At 70.6% G+C, this 23,683-nt stretch carries 19 protein-coding genes (1 of these 19 running past the window's edge); 5 read left to right on the top strand and 14 right to left on the bottom strand.

Annotated features, from left to right (window positions below; translation table 11 throughout):
* Positions 1-464, bottom strand: partial view of a stage II sporulation protein M gene (locus ACFV6H_RS05765; protein WP_385538916.1) — the 5' end (the start) only. The gene continues 544 nt to the left of window position 1, outside the view; only the first 464 of its 1,008 coding nucleotides appear in the window; its start codon is at positions 462-464; its stop codon lies off the left edge, out of view.
* Between the two features lie 153 nt (positions 465-617).
* Here ACFV6H_RS05765 and ACFV6H_RS05760 point away from each other — a divergent pair, with 153 nt between their 5' ends.
* The gene (locus tag ACFV6H_RS05760; protein ID WP_385538914.1) at positions 618-1,577 is read left to right on the top strand and encodes an RDD family protein; all 960 of its coding nucleotides are present in this window, start codon (positions 618-620) and stop codon (positions 1,575-1,577) included.
* Between the two features lie 30 nt (positions 1,578-1,607).
* Here the strand turns inward: ACFV6H_RS05760 and ACFV6H_RS05755 are convergent, their stop codons facing one another.
* The 9 genes from ACFV6H_RS05755 to ACFV6H_RS05715 form a co-directional block, all read right to left on the bottom strand.
* Positions 1,608-2,222 carry a hypothetical protein gene (locus tag ACFV6H_RS05755; RefSeq protein ID WP_384977635.1) on the bottom strand — a complete coding sequence of 205 codons (615 nt, stop codon included), beginning with the start codon at positions 2,220-2,222 and terminating at the stop codon, positions 1,608-1,610.
* A gap of 276 nt (positions 2,223-2,498) precedes the next feature.
* The gene (gene ahcY, locus ACFV6H_RS05750) at positions 2,499-3,956 is read right to left on the bottom strand and encodes an adenosylhomocysteinase (RefSeq protein WP_385538911.1); all 1,458 of its coding nucleotides are present in this window, start codon (positions 3,954-3,956) and stop codon (positions 2,499-2,501) included.
* Between the two features lie 272 nt (positions 3,957-4,228).
* Positions 4,229-5,206 carry a cation diffusion facilitator family transporter gene (locus ACFV6H_RS05745; protein WP_385538909.1) on the bottom strand — a complete coding sequence of 326 codons (978 nt, stop codon included), beginning with the start codon at positions 5,204-5,206 and terminating at the stop codon, positions 4,229-4,231.
* An 87-nt stretch (positions 5,207-5,293) separates the two neighbouring features.
* Positions 5,294-6,463 carry a mannose-6-phosphate isomerase, class I gene (gene manA / locus ACFV6H_RS05740; RefSeq protein WP_385538907.1) on the bottom strand — a complete coding sequence of 390 codons (1,170 nt, stop codon included), beginning with the start codon at positions 6,461-6,463 and terminating at the stop codon, positions 5,294-5,296.
* Positions 6,464-6,626: 163 nt separating this feature from the next.
* Positions 6,627-7,766 (bottom strand): SIS domain-containing protein, encoded by a 1,140-nt coding sequence (locus tag ACFV6H_RS05735; RefSeq protein ID WP_385538905.1) that lies wholly within the window; start codon positions 7,764-7,766, stop codon positions 6,627-6,629.
* Positions 7,767-7,901: 135 nt separating this feature from the next.
* Positions 7,902-8,084, bottom strand: coding sequence for a Trm112 family protein (locus tag ACFV6H_RS05730; RefSeq protein ID WP_093595165.1), 183 nt, complete (start codon positions 8,082-8,084; stop codon positions 7,902-7,904).
* A 173-nt stretch (positions 8,085-8,257) separates the two neighbouring features.
* A complete protein-coding gene (locus ACFV6H_RS05725; RefSeq protein ID WP_385538902.1) occupies positions 8,258-9,634 on the bottom strand; it encodes a phosphomannomutase/phosphoglucomutase in 1,377 nt (458 codons plus the stop codon).
* A gap of 148 nt (positions 9,635-9,782) precedes the next feature.
* Entirely contained in the window at positions 9,783-11,399 is a 1,617-nt protein-coding gene (locus ACFV6H_RS05720; protein WP_385538900.1) for an L-lactate permease, read from the bottom strand.
* A gap of 171 nt (positions 11,400-11,570) precedes the next feature.
* Positions 11,571-11,996, bottom strand: a complete 426-nt coding sequence (locus tag ACFV6H_RS05715; protein ID WP_093603769.1) for a DUF3499 domain-containing protein — start codon at positions 11,994-11,996, stop codon at positions 11,571-11,573.
* Between the two features lie 274 nt (positions 11,997-12,270).
* Here ACFV6H_RS05715 and ACFV6H_RS05710 point away from each other — a divergent pair, with 274 nt between their 5' ends.
* On the top strand, positions 12,271-12,699 hold the full coding sequence (locus ACFV6H_RS05710) for a metallopeptidase family protein (RefSeq protein WP_093603771.1): 429 nt from the start codon (positions 12,271-12,273) through the stop codon (positions 12,697-12,699).
* A 96-nt stretch (positions 12,700-12,795) separates the two neighbouring features.
* Here the strand turns inward: ACFV6H_RS05710 and ACFV6H_RS05705 are convergent, their stop codons facing one another.
* From ACFV6H_RS05705 to ACFV6H_RS05695, 3 genes are all read right to left on the bottom strand, one after another.
* Positions 12,796-14,358 carry a DUF5719 family protein gene (locus tag ACFV6H_RS05705; RefSeq protein WP_385538898.1) on the bottom strand — a complete coding sequence of 521 codons (1,563 nt, stop codon included), beginning with the start codon at positions 14,356-14,358 and terminating at the stop codon, positions 12,796-12,798.
* On the bottom strand, positions 14,355-18,185 hold the full coding sequence (locus tag ACFV6H_RS05700) for a glycosyltransferase (RefSeq protein ID WP_385538896.1): 3,831 nt from the start codon (positions 18,183-18,185) through the stop codon (positions 14,355-14,357). Before ACFV6H_RS05700 ends, ACFV6H_RS05705 begins: the two co-directional genes overlap by 4 nt.
* 289 nt (positions 18,186-18,474) lie before the next feature.
* Complete coding sequence (locus ACFV6H_RS05695; protein ID WP_014046372.1) at positions 18,475-18,738, bottom strand: WhiB family transcriptional regulator; 264 nt, start codon at positions 18,736-18,738, stop codon at positions 18,475-18,477.
* 781 nt (positions 18,739-19,519) lie between these two features.
* Here ACFV6H_RS05695 and ACFV6H_RS05690 point away from each other — a divergent pair.
* The 3 genes from ACFV6H_RS05690 to ACFV6H_RS05680 all read left to right on the top strand — a co-directional run bounded on the left by ACFV6H_RS05690 (position 19,520) and on the right by ACFV6H_RS05680 (position 22,546).
* Complete coding sequence (locus ACFV6H_RS05690; protein WP_385538894.1) at positions 19,520-20,020, top strand: cysteine dioxygenase; 501 nt, start codon at positions 19,520-19,522, stop codon at positions 20,018-20,020.
* 121 nt (positions 20,021-20,141) lie between these two features.
* Positions 20,142-21,098 carry a 2-phospho-L-lactate transferase gene (gene cofD / locus ACFV6H_RS05685; RefSeq protein ID WP_384785564.1) on the top strand — a complete coding sequence of 319 codons (957 nt, stop codon included), beginning with the start codon at positions 20,142-20,144 and terminating at the stop codon, positions 21,096-21,098.
* Entirely contained in the window at positions 21,095-22,546 is a 1,452-nt protein-coding gene (locus ACFV6H_RS05680) for a coenzyme F420-0:L-glutamate ligase (protein ID WP_385538892.1), read from the top strand. The genes cofD and ACFV6H_RS05680 overlap by 4 nt, the downstream gene beginning before the upstream one ends.
* Before the next feature lie 30 nt (positions 22,547-22,576).
* Here ACFV6H_RS05680 and ACFV6H_RS05675 read toward each other — a convergent pair whose 3' ends face one another.
* Positions 22,577-23,590 (bottom strand): DNA-3-methyladenine glycosylase family protein, encoded by a 1,014-nt coding sequence (locus tag ACFV6H_RS05675; protein WP_385538890.1) that lies wholly within the window; start codon positions 23,588-23,590, stop codon positions 22,577-22,579.
* Positions 23,591-23,683 lie beyond the last annotated feature (93 nt).

Genomic DNA, 23,683 nt, shown 5'->3' with positions numbered 1-23,683 from the left:
GGGTGGCTGGAGTAGTACGTCTCGTACTCGCCACCAGGACGTGTCATCTGACGCAGCTCGTCCGGCGCGCCTATAGCCGACTGGATCTCCGGATGAGCTCCGATCCACCAGCCGATGACAGCGGCGAGGAGTGTCGAGAGCACCGCGGTCGGTATCCACCAGTACCTGGACCGGTAGACGGCGGCGGGAAACCCCGATGTAAGGAAGCGCACCGCGTCGCGCCAGGTGGCGCGGCGGGCGCCGGTGACCGTGGCACGGGCGCGGGCCACGAGCTGGGTGAGCCGTGTGGTGATCATCGGATCGGGCGCGGTGGACTGGATCAGCGAGAGATGGGTGGCCGTGCGCTGATAGAGGGCGACAAGTTCGTCGGCCTCGGCACCGCTGAGGCGGCGACCGCGGTGCAGGAGATGTTCCAGGCGGTCCCACTCGGCACGGTGGGCTGTCACGAAGACATCGAGATCCATGGTCGGCTGCTGCTCCAGGCAATGGGTGCGTACGGTCCGTACTCCCGCGGTACGGCAACTACTGCGACTGCACTACCGCGACGCGCTGCGGGTCAGCTTGGCAGACTGTTGCCTTCAGAGGCAGGAAAGGTCGTCGGCGAAGGGTGAGCACCGGTGAATGAGCTTGTGACGGGCGACGCGGTCGTACTGGGGCTGCGCCCGGCGAAGCTGCCGAGCCGGGCGCTGGCACTGGCGATCGACCTGGTCGTGGTGTGGATCGTCTATCTCCTGGTCATGTTCGGGCTCGCGCTGGCGACGGGCTCGCTGGACGACGCGGCGGTCGCGGCGCTGGCCATCGCGTCCTTCCTACTGATCCTCGTGGGCGGTCCGATCGCGGTGGAGACGCTCAGCCACGGGCGCTCGCTGGGAAAGCTGGCCTGTGGGCTGCGGGTCGTACGGGACGACGGTGGGCCCATACGGTTCCGGCACGCGCTGGTACGCGGAGCGATGGGCGTGGTGGAGATTCTGATGTCGTTCGGGGTCATCGCCTGTATCGCGTCGCTGGTGTCGGCGCGAGGGCGGCGGATCGGCGATGTCTTCGCGGGAACCCTGGTCGTACGGGAACGGGTGCCGGCCGGCCGTATGGCGATGGTCCCGCCTCCTCCGCCGTGGCTCATGGGACGCTTCGCGGAGCTGGATCTCTCCGCCGTGCCGGACGAGCTGTGGCTCGCGATACGCCAGTACCTGACGCGGCTGGGACAGCTCGAAGCGGACGTGAGCCGGTCGATGGCGGAGCGGCTCGCGGATGATCTGGCGGCTCGTACGGGAGCGCGGGCGCCGGAAGGCGTTCCTGCGGGTGCCTATCTCGCGGCCGTGGTGCATGAGCGGCAGACGCGGGAGGCCCGGCGGACCTTGGGAGGGCCTCCCGGCTCGGCGACGCGCTCGGCAGCGCCCGCATCCGCGTTTGCTCCCGCACCTACTCCTGTCGCTTCTCCTACCGCTACTGCTACTGCTACTGCCGCAGCCGAGCCCGCGCCTGCCGTTGCTCCCGTATCTCTGTCGACGCCGACCACCGCACCAGCACCGGGTGCTGAGGAGGCGCCGCGGCGCACCGGCTTCGCTCCGCCCGCGTAGGCGGAGAAGGGCCTCACGTCAGGACATGCGTCAGGGCATGGCCGAGGGCGGCGTTTCGAGGTCTTCGAGTTCGATGCCGGGGGCTGAGAGCACCACGTCTCCGGCGAGGTGAACCGTGTGCTGTTCACCGGTGTCCAGGGCGTTGACCTGGTACTCGTCCACGGTCAGAGGGCCATTGTCAGTGGCGTGCGCTTCACTGTTCACCAGCGCCCAGGACTGATCGACGGTACGGGGTGCCAGGACCGGGTCCGTGAAGGCCACGAGGCGGACGCGGGTCGCCGGGGAGCCAGGAGTGAGACGGAGAAGTCGCGCTGTCGCGACCAGAAAGGCGGGGGAGGTGCCGGTGAAGGCATGGGCGCGCACATTGCCTTCGGTGGCATGGGCGCCGGTGGGGTCGGTACGGACCCAGGTGACGCCGTCCAGGGCGGCACCGCGAACCTGCCAGCTTGCGGCGTGGAGTTGCAGACGGATAGGGCGGCCGAGCTCGTCGAGGGCCAGATCGACGGAGCCTGCGTGGTCGCCGGAGGGAGTGGTGATCTGGGAGACATAGCGCCAGCCGGAGGGACCGGGCGCGCAGTGGAAGTGTTCGTCACCGAGAGGAGAGTGATCGTGCGGATCATGGAGCGAATAACGGCCGCGGGGCATGGGGTCTTCCAGGTTCTTCGAGTCCTCGGCGACTGACGTTCTTCCGCTTCCGCGCGCTGTGCGCGCGCTCAGGACGTGCTCTTCCGTACGCGGAACAGGCGCACACGACAGGCCCCCGACACGGGGGTGCGGGGGCCTGTTGTGTGCCGTGTACCGCTGGTGCCGGCATCTGTCGGTACCTGTCGCTGAAGGTGCGTCAGCAGGCCGCCGACCTACTCGGCGCGGCCCGGCGGGCTGCCGGGACGGGCCGGTCGGTGGCGGCAGGGCGGTCGCGGATCAGTAGCGGTAGTGGTCGGGCTTGTACGGGCCCGCGACATCGACACCGATGTACGCGGCCTGCTCCGGGCGGAGCGTCGTGAGCTTCACACCGAGCGCGTCGAGGTGGAGGCGGGCGACCTTCTCGTCCAGGTGCTTGGGCAGCACGTACACGTCGGTCGGGTACTCCTGGGGCTTGGTGAACAGCTCGATCTGGGCCAGCGTCTGGTCCGCGAAGGAGTTGGACATCACGAACGACGGGTGGCCGGTGGCGTTGCCCAGGTTCAGGAGACGGCCCTCGGACAGGACGATGAGCGTCTTCCCGTCCGGGAAGGTCCAGGTGTGGACCTGCGGCTTGACCTCGTCCTTGACGATGCCCTCGACCTTGGCCAGACCGGCCATGTCGATCTCGTTGTCGAAGTGACCGATGTTGCCGACGATCGCCTGGTGCTTCATCTTGGCCATGTCCGAGGCCATGATGATGTCCTTGTTGCCCGTCGTGGTCACGAAGATGTCCGCGATACCGACGACGTCGTCGAGCGTGGAGACCTGGTAGCCGTCCATCGCCGCCTGGAGCGCGCAGATCGGGTCGATCTCGGTGATGATCACGCGGGCGCCCTGGCCGCGCAGGGACTCGGCGCAGCCCTTGCCGACGTCGCCGTAGCCGAAGACGACCGCGACCTTGCCGCCGATCAGGACGTCGGTGGCGCGGTTGATGCCGTCGATCAGCGAGTGGCGGCAGCCGTACTTGTTGTCGAACTTCGACTTGGTGACCGCGTCGTTGACGTTGATCGCCGGGAACAGGAGGACACCGTCACGCTGCATCTCGTACAGCCGGTGCACACCGGTCGTGGTCTCCTCGGTGACACCGCGGATCTCGGACGCGAGCCGGGTCCACTTCTGCGGGCTCTCCGTGAGGGTGCGGTTGAGCAGGCCCAGGATGTACCCGTACTCCTCGCTGTCCGCGGTCGACGGGTCCGGGGCCTCGCCGGCCTTCTCGAACTCGACACCCTTGTGGACCAGGAGGGTGGCGTCGCCGCCGTCGTCCAGGATCATGTTCGGACCGCCGGTGGGGGTGTTCGGCCAGGTCAGGGCCTGCTCCGTGCACCACCAGTACTCCTCCAGCGTCTCGCCCTTCCAGGCGAAGACGGGAACGCCCTGGGGGTTCTCCGGAGTGCCCTCGGGGCCGACCGCGATCGCGGCGGCGGCGTGGTCCTGGGTGGAGAAGATGTTGCAGGACGCCCAGCGGACCTCGGCGCCGAGGGCGGTCAGGGTCTCGATGAGGACCGCGGTCTGCACCGTCATGTGCAGGGAGCCGGTGATACGGGCGCCGGCGAGCGGCTGCGTCGCCGCGTACTCCTTGCGGATCGACATCAGACCGGGCATCTCGTGCTCGGCGAGCGTGATCTCCTTGCGGCCGAACTCGGCGAGCGAGAGGTCGGCGACCTTGAAGTCCTGTCGGTTGGCGACAGTCGTCATAACGAGCTGCTCCTCGTGAATCGGGTCGAGGGTGGGTGCGTACGGCTGGCTCTGCGGCGAAGGACATACGAATGCCCGAGCGCTCGCGGGCACAGTCCGTCGGAGGCCCTCTCTCCCTCGGACGGTCCGTGGGCGGACCGCCCGACCGCCATCAGCAGCGACGTCTGGCACTGGTCACGAATCTACACCGATCGGCCCAGCGGCCCACAGTCGAACGGGGAAGAGAGGGCGACGAGATCAAGTCAAAGAGAGGTCGGACGGTCGCGGAGGTCTCAGTGGACGGTGTCCGGCGTCGGGCCGCCCGCGGTCTTTCCGGGATTGGTGCCCGCAGCGGCGGCCGACTCGTTGTAGATGTCCGGCTCCAGATAGATCACCCGGGCGATCGGGACCGCCTCGCGGATCCGGGACTCGGCGGCGTCGATCGCGCGGGCCACCTCGGCGGCCGTGTCGTCGTGCTGGACGGCGATCTTGGCCGCGACGAGCAGTTCCTCGGGGCCGAGGTGGAGCGTACGCATGTGGATGATGCCGGTGACCACATCGTCGTCGACGATCGCCGCCTTGATCTTCTCGACGTCCTCCGTGCCCGCGGCCTCGCCGAGAAGCAGGGACTTCGTCTCGGCGGCCAGGACCAGCGCGATCAGAATGAGGAGAACACCGATGCAGAGCGTGCCGATGCCGTCCCAGACGCCTTCGCCGGTGGCCAGGGAGATACCGACACCGCAGAGCGCGAGGACCAGACCGACCAGTGCGCCGAGGTCCTCCAGAAGCACCACGGGAAGTTCGGGTGCCTTGGCGCGGCGGACGAACTCCGTCCAGGAGAGGGAGCCGCGAGTGGCGTTGGACTCCTTGATGGCCGTACGGAACGAGATCGACTCCGCGATGATCGCGAAGACGAGCACTCCGACCGGCCAGTACCAGGCCTCGATCTCATGAGGGTGCTTGATCTTCTCGTAACCCTCGTAGATGGCGAACATGCCACCCACCGAGAACAGCACGATGGAGACCAGGAAGGCATAGATATAGCGCTCGCGGCCGTAGCCGAAGGGATGCTGCGGAGTCGCCTCGCGCTGCGCCTTCTTGCCGCCGAGGAGGAGCAGTCCCTGGTTGCCGGAGTCGGCGAGGGAGTGCACGCCCTCCGCGAGCATGGACGACGAACCGCTGAACGCGAACGCCACGAACTTGGCTACTGCGATCGTGAGGTTGGCGCCGAGTGCCGCCACGATCGCCTTGGTTCCGCCTGACGCGCTCATGGGTGCGTGGTGTCCCTTCCTAGGTGCTGCGGCCCTGGCGCCGCGGTACGGCGGGACATTGTTGCAGCCGTTGGGGTGAGTGGTGCATCAGACCACGACAGTGGCGCGGAACACGGTGCCCGTACCGGACAGTTCGGCCTTCTCGCCCGCGGGAACGAAGACCGAGGCGCCGGGAGTCAGTTCGAGGCCGTTCGCCCGAGGTATGCCGGCCGTGCAGAGCAGGATCTGAGGAGTGTCCGCCGTGAGGTCGCGCGGTGCGAGGGAGTTCGGGGAATCCAGGGAATAGCGGGACAGGCGGAACTCGTCCATGGGCGTCTCGTACAGTTCCTCGCCCGAGGCGGAGGCCTCCGGGCGCAGCACCGCGGGCTCGGTCGCTTCGAAGCGCACGATCCGGAGCAGTTCGGGAACGTCCACATGTTTGGGCGTGAGGCCGCAGCGCAGGACGTTGTCCGAGTTTGCCATGATCTCGACGCCGAGGCCGTTGAGATAGGCGTGCGGAACGCCCGCGCCGAGGAAGAGCGCCTCGCCCGGCTGGAGTTGTATGTAGTTGAGCAGCATGGCGGCGATGACACCGGCGTCGCCCGGGTAGTTGTGTGCGATCGACGCATACGGCGCGTAGTCGCCACCGAGGCGTTCGGCTGCCGCTGTGGCCTCGGCGACGGTGATGGCCATCTCGGCGGGATCGGCGCCGAGGACAGCGGTCAGGACCTCGCGCAGCGCGGCCTCTTCGGGATGGGCGTGGAGGATGTCGACATACGGCTTGAGCGAGTCGACGTCCAGCCGTGCGAGCAGTTCGGCGGCCTCGTCCGGAGTGCGGAAGCCGCAGAGTCCGTCGAAGGGAGTGAGGGCGCAGATCAGTTCGGGCTTGTGGTTGGCGTCCTTGTAGTTGCGGTACGGCGCGTCGATCGGGACGCCGCGGCTCTCCTCGTCCGCGTAACCCTGCTTCGCCTGGGCGAGGTCGGGATGGACCTGGAGGGAGAGCGGCGAGCCGGCCGCGAGGAGCTTGAGGAGGAACGGCAAGCGCGGGCCGAACTTGCCGGTCGCGGCGACGCCGAGTTCCGCCTCGGGATCGGCGTCGATCAGGGCGGACAGCGCCTGCTCGCCGGAGCCGCGGTCGAGGCGCGACGGAGCCCCTGGGTGGGCGCCCATCCACATCTCGGCCTGGGGCTCGCCGGTGGGAGCGGTCCCGAGCAGTTCCGGGATGAGTGTCGTGGAGCCCCAGGCGTAGGGGCGCACGGTATTCGAGAGGCGGTCCATGGGATGAGCTTTCTGGTACGTGGTGACGGGCTGGTATGTGGTGAGGGAACTGGCGGAACGGTGGCGTGGTGTAGTGGCGTGGCCTCGGTTCCTGGGCGCCCTGGTCTGCGGTGCTCCGGCCTTTGGTGCTCTGGCCTCTGGCTCCAGGCTCGCCGGCGCCGGGTCATGCCTGGGCGCCGCCGGCGAGGGCCAGATAGACCGTGGCGAAGTCGGTGACGGCGATCAGCTCGGCGAGGGCTTCGAGTTCGCTGCCTTCCTCCGGCTCCAGTTCGCTGATGGCCGTGTCATGGCCCAGCGCGAGTTCGCGGGCCGCGGGCGCCGCGGTGAGTCCGCCGACCGGCCGGTCGCGGAGCAGGACGATACGGGCGCGCAAGGGCTGACGCTCCTCGACCCGGTCGCGGAAGAAGTCGTCCGGATCGGCGCCGCCCGCGAAGTCGCCCGCGAGCAGCGCGCCATGGGCCGGCAGGGCCTCGGGAAGCTGGGCGGCGAGGGCGGGACGGCCGGTCAGCTCGGCCAGTACGTCGGCGAACCGGCGGCCGGCCGGGGCCGCGGCCGTACCCTCCGTCCAGATCAGCGGGAGGCTGTCGGCCAGCTCGGCGGCGAGCGTCTTGGCCGGGTTGCTGTACGTCGCGATGGCAGGGCCGCAGCGCTCGGCGGTACGGTCCAGCCGGTCGGCGACGAGTTGCAGTGTCTCGGCCGGCGCGGTCACCAGGCCGGCGCGGTCCAGGAGCGAGAGCAGCGGGATGAGCAGGGCCCAGAGCGCGCCCGGTCCGGCGACCTGAGAGGACTGTTCCGCCAGCCACTCGTTCGGCGCGGTCGCCATCGGAAGGAAGAGGCCTCGCGAACCGTCGACCGCCTCCGTCAGCGGCGACTGCCGCGGGGCGACGGCGACGACCGTACAGCCACGGCGGTACGCCTGTTCGGCGAGGAGCGCGAGGCCGGGTTCGCTGCCCTCGGTCGTGGCGATCAGAAGCAGGTCCACCGGGCCGGCCCAGCCCGGGAGCGTCCAGCGCAGCGCGCCTGCGGCGGGCGCGACGCCGGTAGGGCGGAGCCGGGTGACGGGCGCGCTGCCGCCTGCCAGGGCGGCGATGAGATCGGCGGCGCCGGTGGCGGCGGCGCCGGAGCCCGCGACCAGCACGGCGCGCGGGCGGCCCTCCGGAGTGAGCGCGGCGATACCGGCCTCGGCGGTGTGCCGTAGAGCGGTACGCACCCGGGCTCCGGCCTCGGCCGCGCCACGGAGCAGACCGCGGCGGTCGGCGTCGGCCAGTGCGTCGGGAGCGTCGAGCAGCGACTCGTCGAGCATGGGATGGGGCCTCCGATCGCCCGGCGCGGGACGCCGTGGCGGCGCTTGGTTGTGGCGCTGTGGGTGCGACTGTGGATGCGGCGCTCGGGTGTTCTCAGGCGCGGGTGTCCTCGGGCGGTGGTCTTCTCAGTCGGGTCAGGCGGGACGACGTGCCTCGTCGACGAGGAGGACCGGGATGTCGTCCCGTACCGGATAGGCCAGGCCACAGTCCGCGCCGGTGCAGATCAGCTCGGGGGTGTCGGCTGCCGTGCTGTCGCTGAGCGGCGCGTGACAGGCCGGGCAGGCGAGGATCTCCAGGAGGCCGGCTTCGAGCGGCATGAGGGTGATGTCCCTTCGAACAGAACAGGTGGATCGGGCCACGTCAGCCTACCGCCGGGCCCCGGGGTGAGGCTCCTTCCGGGGTACGGTCCCGATCCCGCCCGCTCCCCGCCCACTCCAGGTCCTGGTCATGGTCCAGATCCTGGTCCCGCGCCGGGCCCGCCTGCGAGGGCTCAGGCGCGGATCAAAGCCAGGGCCTCGTCCCGGATCTTGGTCATCGTCGTCTCGTCGCGCGCTTCCACGTTCAGGCGCAGGAGCGGTTCCGTGTTGGAAGGGCGGAGGTTGAACCACCACTCCGTACCCGTCACCGTCAGCCCGTCGAGTTCGTCGAAGGTCACGCCCTCGCGGCCCGCGAAGGCCTCGCGTACCGCCTCCGTGCGGGCCGTCTGGTCGGTGACCGTGGAGTTGATCTCGCCGGAGCCGGCGTAGCGGTCGTACGAGGAGACCAGTTCGGACAGCGGTCCGTCCTGGCCGCCGAGGGCCGCCAGGACATGGAGCGCGGCGAGCATGCCCGTGTCGGCGTTCCAGAAGTCGCGGAAGTAGTAGTGCGCGGAGTGCTCGCCGCCGAAGATCGCGCCGGTCTCGGCCATCCGCTGCTTGATGAAGGAGTGGCCGACCCGGGTGCGTACGGGAACGCCGCCCTGTTCCCTGACGACCTCCGGGACCGACCAGGACGTGATCAGGTTGTGGATCACCGTGCCGCCCGGATGTTTGGCCAGCTCGCGGGCCGCCACCAGCGCCGTGATCGCCGACGGCGAGACGCCCTCGCCGCGCTCGTCCACGACGAAGCAGCGGTCGGCGTCGCCGTCGAAGGCCAGGCCCAGGTCCGCGCCCTCCGCCAGCACCCGGGCCTGGAGGTCCACGATGTTCTTCGGGTCCAGCGGGTTGGCCTCGTGGTTCGGGAACGTACCGTCCAGCTCGAAGTACATCGGCACCACATCGAGCGGCAGGCCCTCGAAGACCGTCGGGACCGTGTGCCCGCCCATGCCGTTGCCCGCGTCCACGACGACCTTCAGCGGGCGGATCGCGGAGAGGTCGACCAGGGACAGCAGATGCGCCGCGTAATCGGTCAGCGTGTCCCGCCGGGCGGTGGTGCCCGGCGCGGTCACCCCGGTCACCCCGGTCACCGAGGGCGGAGCGCCCGTTTCGAGCCAGCCCTCGACCAGCGTACGGATCTCCGCCAGGCCCGTGTCCTGGCCCACCGGCGCCGCGCCCGCCCGGCACATCTTGATGCCGTTGTACCGGGCCGGGTTGTGCGACGCCGTGAACATCGCGCCCGGCAGATCCAGCTTCCCCGACGCGTAGTAGAGCTGGTCGGTGGAGCACAGCCCGATGATCGTCGCGTCCGCTCCGCGCGAGACGGCACCCCGCGCGAAGCTCGCCGCCAGTCCGGGCGAGGAGGGCCGCATGTCATGGCCGACGACGATCGCGCCGGCGCCGGTGACCTGGACGAAGGCCGCGCCGAAAAGCTCCGCGAGCCGGTCGTCCAGTTGCTCCGGGTACACCCCGCGCACGTCGTACGCCTTCACGAGCTGCGACAAATCGGCCACTGCGACCCCTCCAGATGTTGCTGCCACTGCGCTCACGACAAACTACCCGTACCGGACCCGCCGTACCGATGGATCCAGAGGCCGGCCATCAAGGCCGGCCCAGAGCCGTCAGCCGCCAACGGTCAGCACAGCCGTCAGCCGTCAGCCGTCACGGAAGCATCCATCCCAGCACCGCCGTGCTCTGCCCCATCACGATCAGACACATCACCAGCAGAAGACCCACACTCCACGGCAGCACCTTGCGCAGCAGGTCTCCCTCCTTCCCCGCCAGTCCCACCGCCGCGCACGCGATCGTCAGATTCTGCGGCGAGATCATCTTCCCCAGCACTCCCCCGGAGCTGTTCGCCGCGGCCAGCAGCTCCGGCGACAGGCCCGACTCGTTCGCCGCCGTCACCTGGAGCGCGCCGAAGAGCGCGTTGGCCGAGGTGTCCGAGCCCGAGACCGCGACACCGAACCAGCCCAGGATCGGTGAGAGGAACGCCAGTCCCGCGCCCGCCGCCGCGACGAAGTGGCCGATGGTGGCCGCCTGCCCGGAGAGATTCATGACATACGCGAGGGCCAGCACCGAGGTGACGGTGAGGATCGCGTACCGCAGCTCGTACACCGTGCCCGCCCACTCCCGCGCCGCGTCACCGGCCCGTACGCCGAGTACGGCAGCCGTGAACAGTCCCGCGAGCAGGACGAGTGTGCCGCCCGTGGCGACGAGCGGCAGCGAGAAGACATTGGCGCCGACCGGCTCGCCCACCGAGTCGGCGACATCCAGGAAGGGCCAGTCGAAGACCTGTGTCGCCTTCGCCAGCAGGTCCTTGACCGGCGGGATCTGGGCGACCGAGAAGATCACCACGATCAGACCGTACGGCGCGTAGGCGCGCAGCACCTCGGGGTGCGGGTCCGCCTGGTCCAGGTCCTCGCTCCGTACGCCCGTGAGCACCGCCGCCCGCACCGGCTCCGCCGCCGGCCTGCGCGCCGAAGGGACCGCCACCAGGGCCGCCGCGCCCGCCAGCGCCGCGCCGATGTCGGCGAGCTGGGCGGAGACATAGTTCGAGGCGGCGAACTGGGCCACGGCGAAGGCCACTCCACAGGCCAGCGCGGGCACCCAGGTCTCGCGCAGCCCGCGCCGCCCGTCGACAAGCCCTATCAGCACCAGCGGTACGACGAGTGCGAGCAGCGGTGTCTGCCTGCCGACGACCGAGGCGACCGTGTCCAGCGGCAGCCCGGTGACCTGGGCGAGCGTCACCACCGGCGTACCCATCGCGCCGAAGGCCACGGGCGCGGTGTTGGCGACGAGCGAGACGACGGCGGCCTTGACCGGATCGAAGCCGAGCGCGACCAGCATCACCGAACAGATGGCGACCGGCGCCCCGAAACCGGCGAGCGCTTCGAGCAGCGCGCCGAAGCAGAAGGCGATGACGAGCGCCTGGATACGTGGATCGTCGGAGAGCCGTCCGAAGGAGCGCCGGAGGATGTCGAAGTGGTGGGTACGGACCGTCAGCCGGTACACCCAGAGCGCGTTGACGACGATCCACATGATCGGGAACAGCCCGAAGAGCACGCCCGCGGCGCCGGCCGAGAAGGTCTGGCCGAGCGGCATACCGAAGGTGAGCCAGCCGACCACGACGGCGACGGCGAGACCGATCAGCCCGGCGAGATGCGCTTTCATCCGGATGACACCGAGCAGGATCAGTACGGTGGCCAGCGGCAGTGCGGCGACGAGTGCGGAGAGTGCGAGCGAGTCGGCGACAGGTTCGAGTTGCTGTACGAACACGACAGTCCTCCGGATTCCGCGATACGGAAACTGATCTCTCACGAACACGGGTGCAGGAATGGTCGTGTCCGCGACAAGTGGAGGTCAATGGACCGCGCAGGATCCGTGCGAAATCAGGGCTGGGCCGGGATACGAGCGAGGGCTCGGGCGAAGGAGACGGCCGGTGACGGCTCAGGAGTCCGGTGAGCGCAGTACCCGCAGATGGCCCCGGCGGCCGACCTCCATCGGATCCGCGCCGCGCGGCGGCTTGCCGCCGCCCTCGGCGGCGCGCTCCTGCGGGCGGGCCGCTTCCCGTACGGCGTTGGCGAGCGCTTCCAGATCGTCGCCGCTCGGGCGCGCGGGAGCCGAACCGTCCGTCAGACGGACGACCTCCCAGCCGCGCGGAGCGGTCAGCCGCTCGCTGTGTTCCGCACACAGGTCGTAGCAGTGAGGCTCGGCGTAGGTGGCGAGCGGGCCGAGGACCGCGGTCGAGTCGGCATAGACGTACGTCAGTGTCGCGACAGCAGGGCGGCCGCACGCGGTGCGCGAACAGCGACGTACAGGGCTCACGACGTTGGACGGTACCGCACTCTTGAGCGGGCCGCGACGACTCTCCACCAGGTCACTCCACCGTGTCGCACCGTGACTTCGGCCACAAGTTGGCTGGAAGCAACTGCCCTGACCTGCATGGGAAGACGCGTGACGGGACAGCGACAGCCCGTCACACAGTCACCACTTGGGGCAAAACCTGTCAAGGAAGGCGAGATCGATGATCGCGAAGCCTACTGGGATCGAGCCCAATCTTGGCCTGAATGCTCAATATGCGACATGCGGTACGAGGGTGGCGACGGCGCGTTCGGCGGCGGCCCGGGAGGGCTACCCTGCGTCAGTGATGGAGAGTCCTGTACCGCCCCGCCCGACCGAGCCACGGCCGCGCCGGCGCGACCGCCACGGCCGCGGAATGCGCGGGCCCGTCGCACCGCCCCAGGTGCCGCTCGCCACCAGCCGCTCGGAGTCGTTCCGCGATCTTGTGCGGGACTCCGTGGACCGACTCGAACGGCGCTGGCCCCAGCTCGCCGAGGTCGAGTTCCTGGTCATGGACGTGCCCACCACGCAGGACGAGACCGTACCGCTCGGCAGCTCGGTCCCGGCGGCCAAGGAGCATCCCGCGCGCATCCTCGTCTACCGGCGGCCGGTGGAGATCCGTACCAAGAACCGGGACGAACGGGCGCTGCTGGTGCATGAGGTCGTGGTCGAGCAGGTCGCGGAACTGCTGGGCCTGGCGCCCGAGTCCGTCGATCCGCGGTACGGACAGGAGTGACCGGACGCCGGGCCCGGCGTCCAGCGCCAGGGCCCGGAATCCGGGATACGGAAAGCCCTCAGCCCACGCCGCCCCGCCGCCCGCCGCCCGTCATCCTCAGTCGCCGAGGATCGACAGGTCCTCCCTGGCCTTCGGTACGGACACCATCCCCCGGTCGTCCGGCAGCGTCTGCACCGTGAACATCGGGACGCCGTCCGACGGCAGCGCGAGCGTGCGCGCCGCGTAGACCGGACCGCCGCCCGCCTCCGGCTCGACCGTCACCGCGTACGAGCCCTTCAGCCCGTTCGGCGCGGACGGCGCGAAGGCCAGAGTCGTACCGGCCTTGACCGTGTACGTCTTCACGACCGGTTCGCCGCCGCCGGTCCCGGCCGAGGACGTGACCTTGACCTTCGCCGCCGCGCCCGGCGCGGTCAGCGAGAGCATGGAGCCCTTCGCGTGGTTGTCGGCCACGGTCCCCCGTGAGGCGATCGGCGCGGTCGCCGGGATGAACGCGATCTCCTGGTCGGCGCCCTTGCCGCGGACGACACGCAGCGCCGCGACCACCGGAGTCGCGCGACCGCTCTGGACCGGGCTGAGCACCAGCGATCCCGCCTCGCCCTTGGTGACGTCCGCGAGGTCGACGGACGCGGTCATCCTGGACTTGACGTGCAGTGTCTCGGTGCCCGCGGGCGTGATCGTGCCGTCGGCGCCCGCGAGCTGCACCTTCAGATCGGCGTCGTCCTCGCCCGGCGCGAAGGCCACCAGCCGTACATCCGTCGCGTCCGCCGGGATACCGGGCAGGACCACTCGGCTCGCCGGATCACCCGAGGCGGCCAGCCAGTCGCTGCCCGCCTTCTCGTCGGCGACGCGCACCACGGCACCGACCCGGCCGGTACGGCTGGTGACATGCACGGTCGCGTCGGGAGCGGTCTCGCTGGTCAGCGTGGAGAGCAGCACCGGCACGCTCGACCTGCCCGGGACCGGAATGCCCTCTCCCACCTCCGACTTGAGGACACCGTCCTTCCCGTACACCTCGATGTCGGCGACGGCCGCGGAGTCGTCCGGATTGGTGAGATGGACATAGTCCTGGCGGGACGCCTCGGTGCTCGCCCCCGGGAACCAGAAGTCGGTGTCCGGGCCCGCGCAGGTCATACCGAGCAGTCCGCGCGCACCGCCGACGCTGACGGTGGTGGTCTGCTGGGTGGTCCAGCCGGGAGCGAAGCGGCCGTCGGCGCTGCCGACGAGGGCGGGCGCCTCGGCGCCGCTCGCCTCGGCGGAGACGGGCTTGCCGGGCTCCTTCAGCGCGAGAAACGCCTTGTTCTGCTTGTTCTGCGCGGAGTCCGTCTTCTTTCCGTCGCTTCCGTCGTCCTTTTTGTCCTTCTGGGTGTCCTTCGTGTTCCCGGCCGTGCCGGCCAGAGTGACGATGGACTCAGTCAGTTCGGCCGATCCGGACGTTCCGGCGCCGGACGTGCCGGCGGGAGTGAAGGAGGTGTACGTCGTCTCCGCGATGTCCGACATGCTCGGCGCCGGGCAGAGCTGGCTGGTGCGCTCCACCGGCAGCCGCGCGGGAGCCTGTGCCACCGCCGCGCCCGTGGAGTCAGGCGCGGTCAGCGTGGCGAAGCCGGTGACGGCGGCGAGGGCGGTGGCGACCGCGATGAGGGAGAGAGTCGTACGGTTCACTGGTTGCTGCTCCCGTCGGGGCGCGGACGCCGGTCGTTCTCATGGCCGTCGGTATAGGGCTGACCGTCGGCGTAGGGCTGCTGTCCGTAGCCGTACGGGTCGTACTGGGACGGGTCGTACTGCTGCGGCACCTGTCCTGGCGCCTGCCCAGGCACCTGCCCCGGGACCTGCCCCTGAGCCTGGCCGGGCATCTGGCCGTCCTGGTACTGGCCCTCCTGGTACGGGCTCTGGTCGTACGAGCCTTCCGCCGGATACTGGCCCTGGTCGTACGAGCCGGCCGGGTACTGGCCTTCCTGGTACTGGCCCGCGGGATACTGCTGATACGGCTGCTGCTGGTACTGCCCGTCGGCGTACTGGCCTTCGCCGTACTGCGCGTTCCCGTAAGGATCCTGGGCGTAGTCCGCACCTGCGTACGTCTGGGCACCGGCACCCGCATCCCAGTCGTATGCCTGCTGCTGAGGCACCGCGCCGTACTGCGGCTGCGGCTCCTCCGGGGCCCCGACGGGCATCGGCGCCCCGGTCTCTTCGCTCCCGACCGTCTCCGCAGATTCCGCGGACCCCGCCTCCGCCGCCGCCCGCAGCCTTCTGGCCCGGCGTCCCTCGCCCTCCACCGGCTGCGCCGGGACCTCCACATCCTCCTCGGGCAGATCGTCGTCGATCTCGCGGCGGCGTCCCGGCAGTGCGAGCACCAGCAGGACGACGGCGAGCGCGACCTGCGCCCAGATCCACGCCGTGTGGGTGATCGGGTCCTCGTAGGTGAGATCCAGCCGGCCGCCCTCGGCGGGCAGTTCGAATCCCTGGGCCCAGCCGTCGACGGTCTTCTTCGTGAGGACCTTGCCGTCAAGCGTGGCCTGCCAGCCCTCGGCGGCCCGGTCCGCGATCCGCAGCACCCGTCCCGCCGCGCCCGCCGGGATCTCCGTATGCGCCTCGACCGGAGCGGCGGCGACGGCCAGCGGCTCTCCCGCACCCTTCCCGTCCACGATGACGGCCCGGGAGATCTGCCGGTCCACCCGCCACAGCGCGCTGCCGTCGAGCTGGCTCAGCCGCGTCAGCCCCGGAGTGGCATCGAGCACCCGGCTCATCTGGCGCGGCGCGCCGTCCCGTACCAGCACATAGCGGATCGCGAACCCGCTGAGCTGGTCGGTCTGGTCGGCGCCGGAGCCCGCGACCAGATTCGCGACGACCTTGTCCAGCCCTGGATCGCTGCCGCCCGACTCGGTCAGCTCGGCGTCACCGAGCCGCCCGCCGGAGCCACGGACCAGGGAGTACGAGACCTCCGCCGGTGTCGTACCGCCGAGCACCAGGGTGCGCGGCTGGTCGCGGGTGATGCTCTCCTCCGCGACGAAGGCCGGGACCTGCACCGGATCGCGGCGCTCCAGCGGGCCCGCCGCGCCGCCGATCATCCAGCCGAACGCGGCCAGCACCGGAGCGAGGCCCGCGGCGGCGGCGATGAGTACGGCGACGGGCTGGCGCCAGCCGAAGTTCTCCGCGGCGACCCGCTCCCGGGCGCCGTCGGCGCCGAGCACGGCCGCCGCGATCAGCGCGATGCCGTAGACCAGGGTGGCCGGGCCCGCCCAGCCGGAGTTGTTGGCGAGCACCGCGAAGACCAGCGCGAGCAGCGCCACGGCCCAGGCGGTACGGATGGCGAACTGCCGCTCGCCACGGAGCAGGGCGGCCAGCGCGGCCAGCACCACACCGATCAGCAGGACACCGCCGACGGCCTTGGGGCCGCCCGGGCTCATGCCGAGCAGATCGAACGCGGAGGCCGATCCCGTACCGAACTCCAGGCCCGCCTCGCGGAAGAACGCGGAGGGCGAGGTCACCACCGACAGCGACCAGGGTGCGAGCAGCAGGACGGGCGTACCGAGCCCGGCCAGGACGCGCGTTCCGTACGCGGCGATGTCGTCGCGGCGCAGCACCAGGACAGCGAGGCCGAGCACCAGTGCCAGCGGCCAGACGACGGGAGTGAACGCCATCGCGAAGGTCAGCAGGAAGGCGTACGCCCAGGTGGCGCGCCAGCTTCCACGGGTGCCGTCGGCGTACGCGCCCGCGCGCAGCCCGTACGCCGCGACGGCTGCGCGGGCGATCAGCGGCAGCAGGATGGCGAGGACGGCCGTGCCGAGCCGTCCGGTCGCCAGCGCGCCGGTCGCGGCGGGCAGGAAGGCGTACGCGACGCTCGCCCAGGCGCGCAGCAGCCGGGACTCGACCAGCGGCCGTGAGGCGAAGTAGGCGGTGACTCCGGCGAGCGGTACGGAGCAGACGAGCAGCAGCGTCAGCGCGAAGCCGGTGGAGCCGAGGAAGAGCGCGGACAGCGCGGCAAGTACGGCGAGATAGGGCGGTGCGGTCTCGGTGTTGCCCGTACCGACCGGATGCCAGCCGTCCGCGTACCGGGACCAGAGGTCGGAGACATCTCCGGGCGCGGGCAGCAGTGCGCCGCCCGCCAGCGCGCCGCCACCGAGCAGTCCGCGGCAGGCGACGAGCGAGACGACGAGCAGCAGCGCGAAGAGCACGGGCCCGGGCTTGTGCACGAGCTTCTTCAGCCGGGCGAACTGTTCGATCTCCAGGAAGTCCGCGTCGTCGTCGCCGGGCCCGGACTCGACAACGCCGTGCCGTGAGCCGCCCGCGTCGGCCTCGTTGCCGGAGCCGAGGCTCACGGCGATCTGTTCGACGGTGGCCCGGACGGTCGCGCCGGGCGGCGGGAAGAGCGGACGCAGCTCCGCCGCCTCCACGACGCCCTTGCCGCGGTGGCGTCGGCCGCCGATGATCCGTCCCGGCCGCAGCAGAGTGCCGAAGAGGCCCATGACCTCATCGACGGCCTGTCCGGGCGCCTTGCCCACCAGATAGGCGAGCGTGCGCAGCAGGGTGCCGACGACAAGACGGAGCAGTACGTACGGAAGGACGGCACTGCGCGCGTTGACGAGCATGGTGTAGACGGCACCGGCCTTGTCGACACGGTGCGGATTGACGACGGAGCGACCCGCGCAGTCGACCGTACGGCGCTCACGCGCGGCGGCCTCCGCGTGCCGCAGGACGGCGTCGGGCGCGACGAGCACCCGGTGGCCCGCGGCGTGCGCGCGCCAGCACAGGTCGACGTCGTCGCGCATGAGCGGCAGCCGCCGGTCGAAGCCGCCGAGCTCCTCCCACACATCGCGGCGGATGAGCATGCCGGCGCTGGAGACGGAGAGGACGGTACGGACCTGGTCGTGCTGGCCCTGATCCTGTTCGCGCCGGTCGAGCCCGGTCCAGCGGCGCCCGCTGTTGGCGATGGAGACGCCGACTTCGAGGAGCTGCTTGCGGTCGTACCAGCCGCGCAGCTTGGGACCGATGACGGCGGCGTACTCGTCGGAGTCGGCGACGCGCAGCAGTTCGGCCAGGGCGTCGGGCTCGGGCGCGCAGTCGTCGTGGAGGAGCCACAGCCACTGCACCGGTTCGCCGTGCGGCAGCTCCGGCATGTCGTACGTGTCGTCGCGCCAGCTCCGGCTGACCGGGTCCCAGCCGCTGGGCCGCTTCAGATAGGGCAGATCGTCGGGCGTGAGCACGCCGGCGGTGCCGACCGCCTCGTCGACGGCCGTACCGAATCCGGAGCGGCGCGCGAGATGCAGGACGCGGTCGGCGCCGAGTGCCTCGGTGAGCAGCCGGGCGGAGTCGTCGGCGCTGCCGGTGTCGGCTGCCATGACGTTCTGTACGGGTCGCTCCTGGCCCAGTAGCCCGGCGAGGGCGTCGGGCAGCCAGCGCGCACCGTCGTGTGAGACGAGCACTGCGGTCACGACGTGCCGCGGGAACTCGGGGACGGTGGCGGGAACGAACGCGGCGGTGGTGGGGGACATTGAGGTAACGGGCCCTCCGGCCGTGGGATCGCCCCGAAGGGGCGCTGGAGCGTCTCGGACGGGGCCCCACACTAACGGCTGGCAACAGGACGGTCCGCCGCCTGCGGGGGAAGGCGCAGACCGCGGACCGTTCGATCGGTACGAGGTTGTGACGATCGGGCGCGACGGTGATCGGGCCAGGACACGGGGAACAGGGCGGCCGGACGGCTCTGTCGAATGAATGAGCGAGCCCGATCGAGCCCGATCGTTATCCGGAGAGCTACCTGGCGGGTTACCTGGCGAAAAGCGGTCAGATCGCGGCCTTCTTCAGTCGCCGTCGCTCACGCTCGGACAAGCCGCCCCAGATACCGAATCTCTCGTCATTGGCGAGGGCATACTCAAGGCATTCCGAACGGACCTCACAGGCGAGGCAGACCTTCTTGGCCTCACGCGTGGAACCGCCCTTCTCGGGGAAGAAGGACTCGGGGTCGGTCTGGGCGCACAAGGCGCGCTCCTGCCAGCCGAGTTCCTCGTCCGCGTCCTCGACCAGCAGTTGCTGGAACAGCTCGGTCATGTGCGCCCCTCGTCTGTCTTCGCGTCCCCGTGATCTGGCCGCTGTCGATTTCGGCCGAACGACACGAGTGAAATTACAAGTGTGTGCTCTGGGCCGGTCAAGCCGAGATCTGCTATTGAGCCCGGTATTCACTCTGCGGAACCAAGGCTATGCGGAAAGTGTTCAAATCACCAAAAACCTGACACATGCCACTGGCCTACCCGCATCCACCTTTCCCGCCACAAGAGACGCCTCACCAAGAGAGACGCCGCCTCTCACCAAGAGAGACGCCGCCTCTCTCCGGGAGAGACGCCACGGACTCCGGACTTGGTGCCGATCCAGCTACGGAAGCGATCCGGATCACAGTCTGATCACAAGGGCGCGACGGTGTTTACGAGCACGGTCGCTGCCCGATGTCTCCGCGAGTGGAGGTGGACAAACCTCTCTGCGGTCGGAGTAACCGGATGAGGTGAAACATTACCGCCAAATCGGTCATCGAGTTGACAGTGGCTACCGGATTCGCCACCTTTGGTGTCATGCCAGTGAGCCCCGCGCACCCCGCGACCCACGTCCGTGGATTCCGCAGCGCTGTTCAGGTTCGCTGTTGCTGTTGTCCTTCGAGCTGTTGACGGCCGCTTCGGGCTCCGGTTGACGGGCGCTCCGGTTGACGGCCGCTCCGGACTCCGGTCGATCGTTCTGATCGCTCCGATCACTTTTGTCTCTTCCCTCCGCGTTCGCGGTGTCCGTCGTGCATGCCCCGCGACACCCTGCGCGTTCTTATCTCCGAGGAACCACCGCACCCATGAACAGCGACAGCGATCTCCAGATCGCCGGCGACCTTCTTGAGGTCCTGCATCTTCTCCAGCCGACCCGTCAGCACCCGGTCACCGTGGCCGAGTTCGCGGGTCTCGCCCGTACGCTCGCCGCCGACCGGGCGCAGTGGGCGCCGCTCGTCCGGTACGACGCCACGAGCCGCTGGTACCACCGGCTGCGTACCGGTCCCGGCTATGAGGTGTGGCTGCTCTCCTGGGTGCCGGGCCAGGGCACCGGCCGGCACGACCACGGCCGGTCCTCGGGCTTACTGACCGTGCTCGCCGGTGAACTGACGGAGCGTTCGGGAAGCGGGAGCCGCACGCTGGTCCCGGGCGCGCAGCGCGTCTTCGCGCCCGGCTATGTCCATGAAGTGGTCAACGACGCGATCGAACCGGCCGTGAGTCTGCACATCTACTACCCGGGTCTGACCGAGATGCCGATGCACGCGGCGCAGTGCGCACCGGCGGCGGAGGATGTCGTACGCGCCTGAGACGCCCGCCCGTACCGGCCCTCAGCCACCGCGCCTCAACGATCATCCTGCGGCTGAGAGGCCCACCCGTCGCCCGACCACCACCCCTCATGGATCAGCCTGCGGCTGACAGACTGTTCCTATGCGCATTGTGGTTCTGGCCGGCGGTATCGGCGGCGCCCGTTTCCTGCGTGGCCTCAAGCAGGCCGCGCCCGACGCGGACGTCACAGTGATCGGCAACACCGGTGATGACATCCATCTGTTCGGGCTGAAGGTCTGCCCCGATCTCGACACGGTGATGTACACCCTCGGCGGTGGCATCAATGAGGAGCAGGGCTGGGGGCGTACGGACGAGACATTCCACGTCAAGGCGGAGCTGGCGGCGTACGGAGTCGGACCCGAGTGGTTCGGCCTCGGCGACCGCGACTTCGCCACCCATATCGTCCGTACGCAGATGCTCGGCGCGGGCTATCCGCTGAGCGCGGTCACCGAGGCGCTGTGCGCCCGCTGGAAGCCGGGCGTACGGCTGCTGCCGATGTCGGACGACCGTATCGAGACGCATGTCGCCGTCGATGTGGACGGCGAGCGCAAGGCCGTGCACTTCCAGGAGTACTGGGTGCGGATGCGGGCGTCCGTGCCGGCCCAGGCGGTCGTACCGGTCGGCGCCGACCAGGCCAAGCCGGCGCCCGGCGTGCTGGAGGCCATCGCCGCCGCCGATGTCATTCTCTTCCCGCCGTCCAACCCGGTGGTCAGCATCGGCACGATCCTGGCCGTCCCCGGTATCCGCGAGGCCATCGCCGAGGCGGGCGTACCGGTCGTGGGCCTCTCGCCCATCGTGGGCGACGCGCCCGTGCGCGGGATGGCCGACAAGGTGCTCGCCGCGATCGGCGTCGAGGCGACGGCCTCGGCGGTCGCGCTGCACTACGGCTCGGGGCTGCTCGACGGCTGGCTCGTCGATACGGTGGATGCGGGTGCGGTGGCCGAGATCGAGGGCGCGGGCATCCGCAGCCGGGCAGTGCCGCTGCTGATGACGGATGTGGACGCGGCGGCGGCGATGGCGCGTGAGGCGCTGACGATGGCCGAGGAGGTACGGGCATGACAGCACCGCTGACTCCTGAGCCGGGGCCGGACTCGGCGCCGGACGACTCGGCGCCGGACTTGGCCCCGGACTTGGCCCCGGCTCAGGCCCCGGCGCCGCATCTGACGCCGGCGCAGGTCCCGTCGTACCGCGTCCGCGCGGTGGCCGGGCTGCCGGAGGTCCGTCCCGGCGACGATCTCGCGAAGCTGATCGCGGCCATCGAGCCGGCGCCGGCCGATGGTGACATCCTGCTGGTCACCTCCAAGATCGTCTCCAAGGCCGAGGGCAGGATCGTCGAGGCGACGGACCGCGAGGCGGCGATCGACGCGGAGACCGTACGGGTCGTCGCGCGGCGGGGGACTCTCCGTATCGTCGAGAACCGGCAAGGTCTGGTGATGGCGGCGGCCGGCGTGGACGCCTCCAACACCGCGCCCGGGACGGTGCTGTTGCTGCCGGAGGACCCGGACGCCTCGGCGCGGGCGATCCGGGACGGACTGCGGGACGCGCTCGGCGTGGACATCGGTGTGATCGTCACGGACACCTTCGGGCGGCCCTGGCGCAACGGCCTCACCGATGTCGCGATCGGCGCCGCCGGAGTGCGGGTCCTGGACGATCTGCGCGGCGGGACGGACGCGTACGGCAATCCGCTGTACGCGACGGTCGTCGCCGTCGCCGATGAACTGGCCGCCGCCGGTGACCTGGTGAAGGGCAAGGCCGAGGGCCTGCCGGTGGCGGTGGTGAGCGGTCTGGCGCATCTCGTCGTCGGCGCGGGTACGGGTACGGGCGACGACTCGGACGCGGACGGCGCCGAGGCGGGCGCGCGGGCGATGGTGCGGGTCGCGGCGGACGACATGTTCCGGCTCGGTACGTCCGAGGCGGTACGGGAAGCGGTCACCCAGCGCCGCACGGTCCGCGACTTCACCGACGAGCCGGTCGACCCGGGCGCGGTCCGCCGCGCGGTCGCGGCGGCGCTCACGGCGCCCGCTCCGCACCACACGACGCCCTGGCGCTTTGTCCTGCTGGAGTCGCCGGAGTCCCGGCTGCGCCTCCTCGACGCGATGCGCGACGCCTGGATCGCGGACCTGCGCGCCGACGGCAAGACAGAGGAGTCGATCGTCAAGCGCGTCCACCGCGGCGAGGTCCTGCGCAAGGCGCCCTACCTGGTGGTGCCGTGTCTGGTCATGGACGGCTCCCACACCTACGGCGACCCGCGCCGCGACACCGCGGAACGAGAGATGTTCACGGTCGCCATGGGCGCGGGTGTACAGAACCTCCTGATCGCCCTCGCCGCCGAACGCCTCGGCTCCGCCTGGGTCTCCTCCACGATGTTCTGCCGCGACGTCGTACGCGACGTACTGGCCCTCCCGGCCCACTGGGACCCGATGGGCGCGGTGGCGGTCGGCCACGCGTCGACCTCGCCGAAGGACCGGCCGGCCCGTGATCCGGAGGATTTCATCGAGGTGCGCTGAGGGCTCGTCCCTCAGCACGGCGTATCCGCTTCACAGCCGGGCGATGTTTCCGACCGGCATACGGGGGGCCCGACGAGCCGGGGTGCGGCCGGAGAGCAGGATCAGGCGGGTGGCGCGGTGGCGTTGGCCGGCGTAGGGCGCGAGGAGTTCCAGCATCGTGGCGTCGTCGGCGTCCCGGTCTCCGGCGAGGGCGTGACCGATGATGCCCGGGAGGTGGAGATCGCCGACGGTGACGGCGTCGGGCGCGCCGTTGGAGCGCTGGACGGTCTCCGCAGCCGTCCAGGGACCGATGCCCGGGATCAGCCGCAGCCGGGCGGCGGCCGGTTCCGGCTCCATGGCCGCGGCCTCCTCCATACGGCGGGCGACGCGGACGGCGCGCAGGATCGTGGTGGAGCGCTTGGCATCGACGCCCGCCTTGTGCCACTCCCAGGAGGGAATCAGCGCCCAGGTCCGCGCGTCGGGCACGACGTACAGCCGCTCGCCGGACGGGAGCGCCGGGCCGGGCGCGGGCTCTCCGTATGTCCGTACCAGCCTGCGCCAGGCGCGGTAGGCCTCGACAGTGGTGACCTTCTGTTCCAGGACCGACGGGATCAGCGACTCCATCACGAGTCCGGTGCGGCACAGACGCAGACCGGGACGGCGGCGCCGGGTCTCGGCGAGGAGACGGTGGCGCGGGACGAAGGCGTCCGGCTCGTCCGACGCGCCGAGCAGTTCGGGAAGCTGCTCCAGCATCCACTCGGCCCCCGGGCCCCAGGCCTCCGCCTCCACGGCACCTCCGCACGCCACGGTCCGGAGCATGCCGGGACCCGCGGGCGTACGGCTGGCCCGCAGATACGAGCCGTCCGGCGCGGCACGGAAGGTCGGATCGGCGGGACCGCGGCGGAGAGGTCCGAGGACGAGCCCGAGGTCGTACGGGCCCGACGGCGTCCACCGGCGGCGGATCCCGTCCACGGGCGCGGCGGGAACGGGCGCGGCGGGACGCGGGACGGTCGGGCGCCGGGCGGCTGAGGCATGCGCCGGGCGTGGAACGAAGCGGCCTGCCACGGGTGAGGTCCTCGGGGTCGGAGTCACTCACGAGAGTACGGGGCGCCCGCTGCTGCCCCGCCCTGCCCCTCTCGTATCCCTCCCGTATCCCTC

The organism is Streptomyces sp. NPDC059743, assembly GCF_042732975.1.
In the GTDB taxonomy this organism is placed as follows: Bacteria; Actinomycetota; Actinomycetes; order Streptomycetales; family Streptomycetaceae; genus Streptomyces.
Note: the sequence above shows the minus strand (reverse complement) of the source record. Positions and strands in the feature narration are given on the sequence as shown.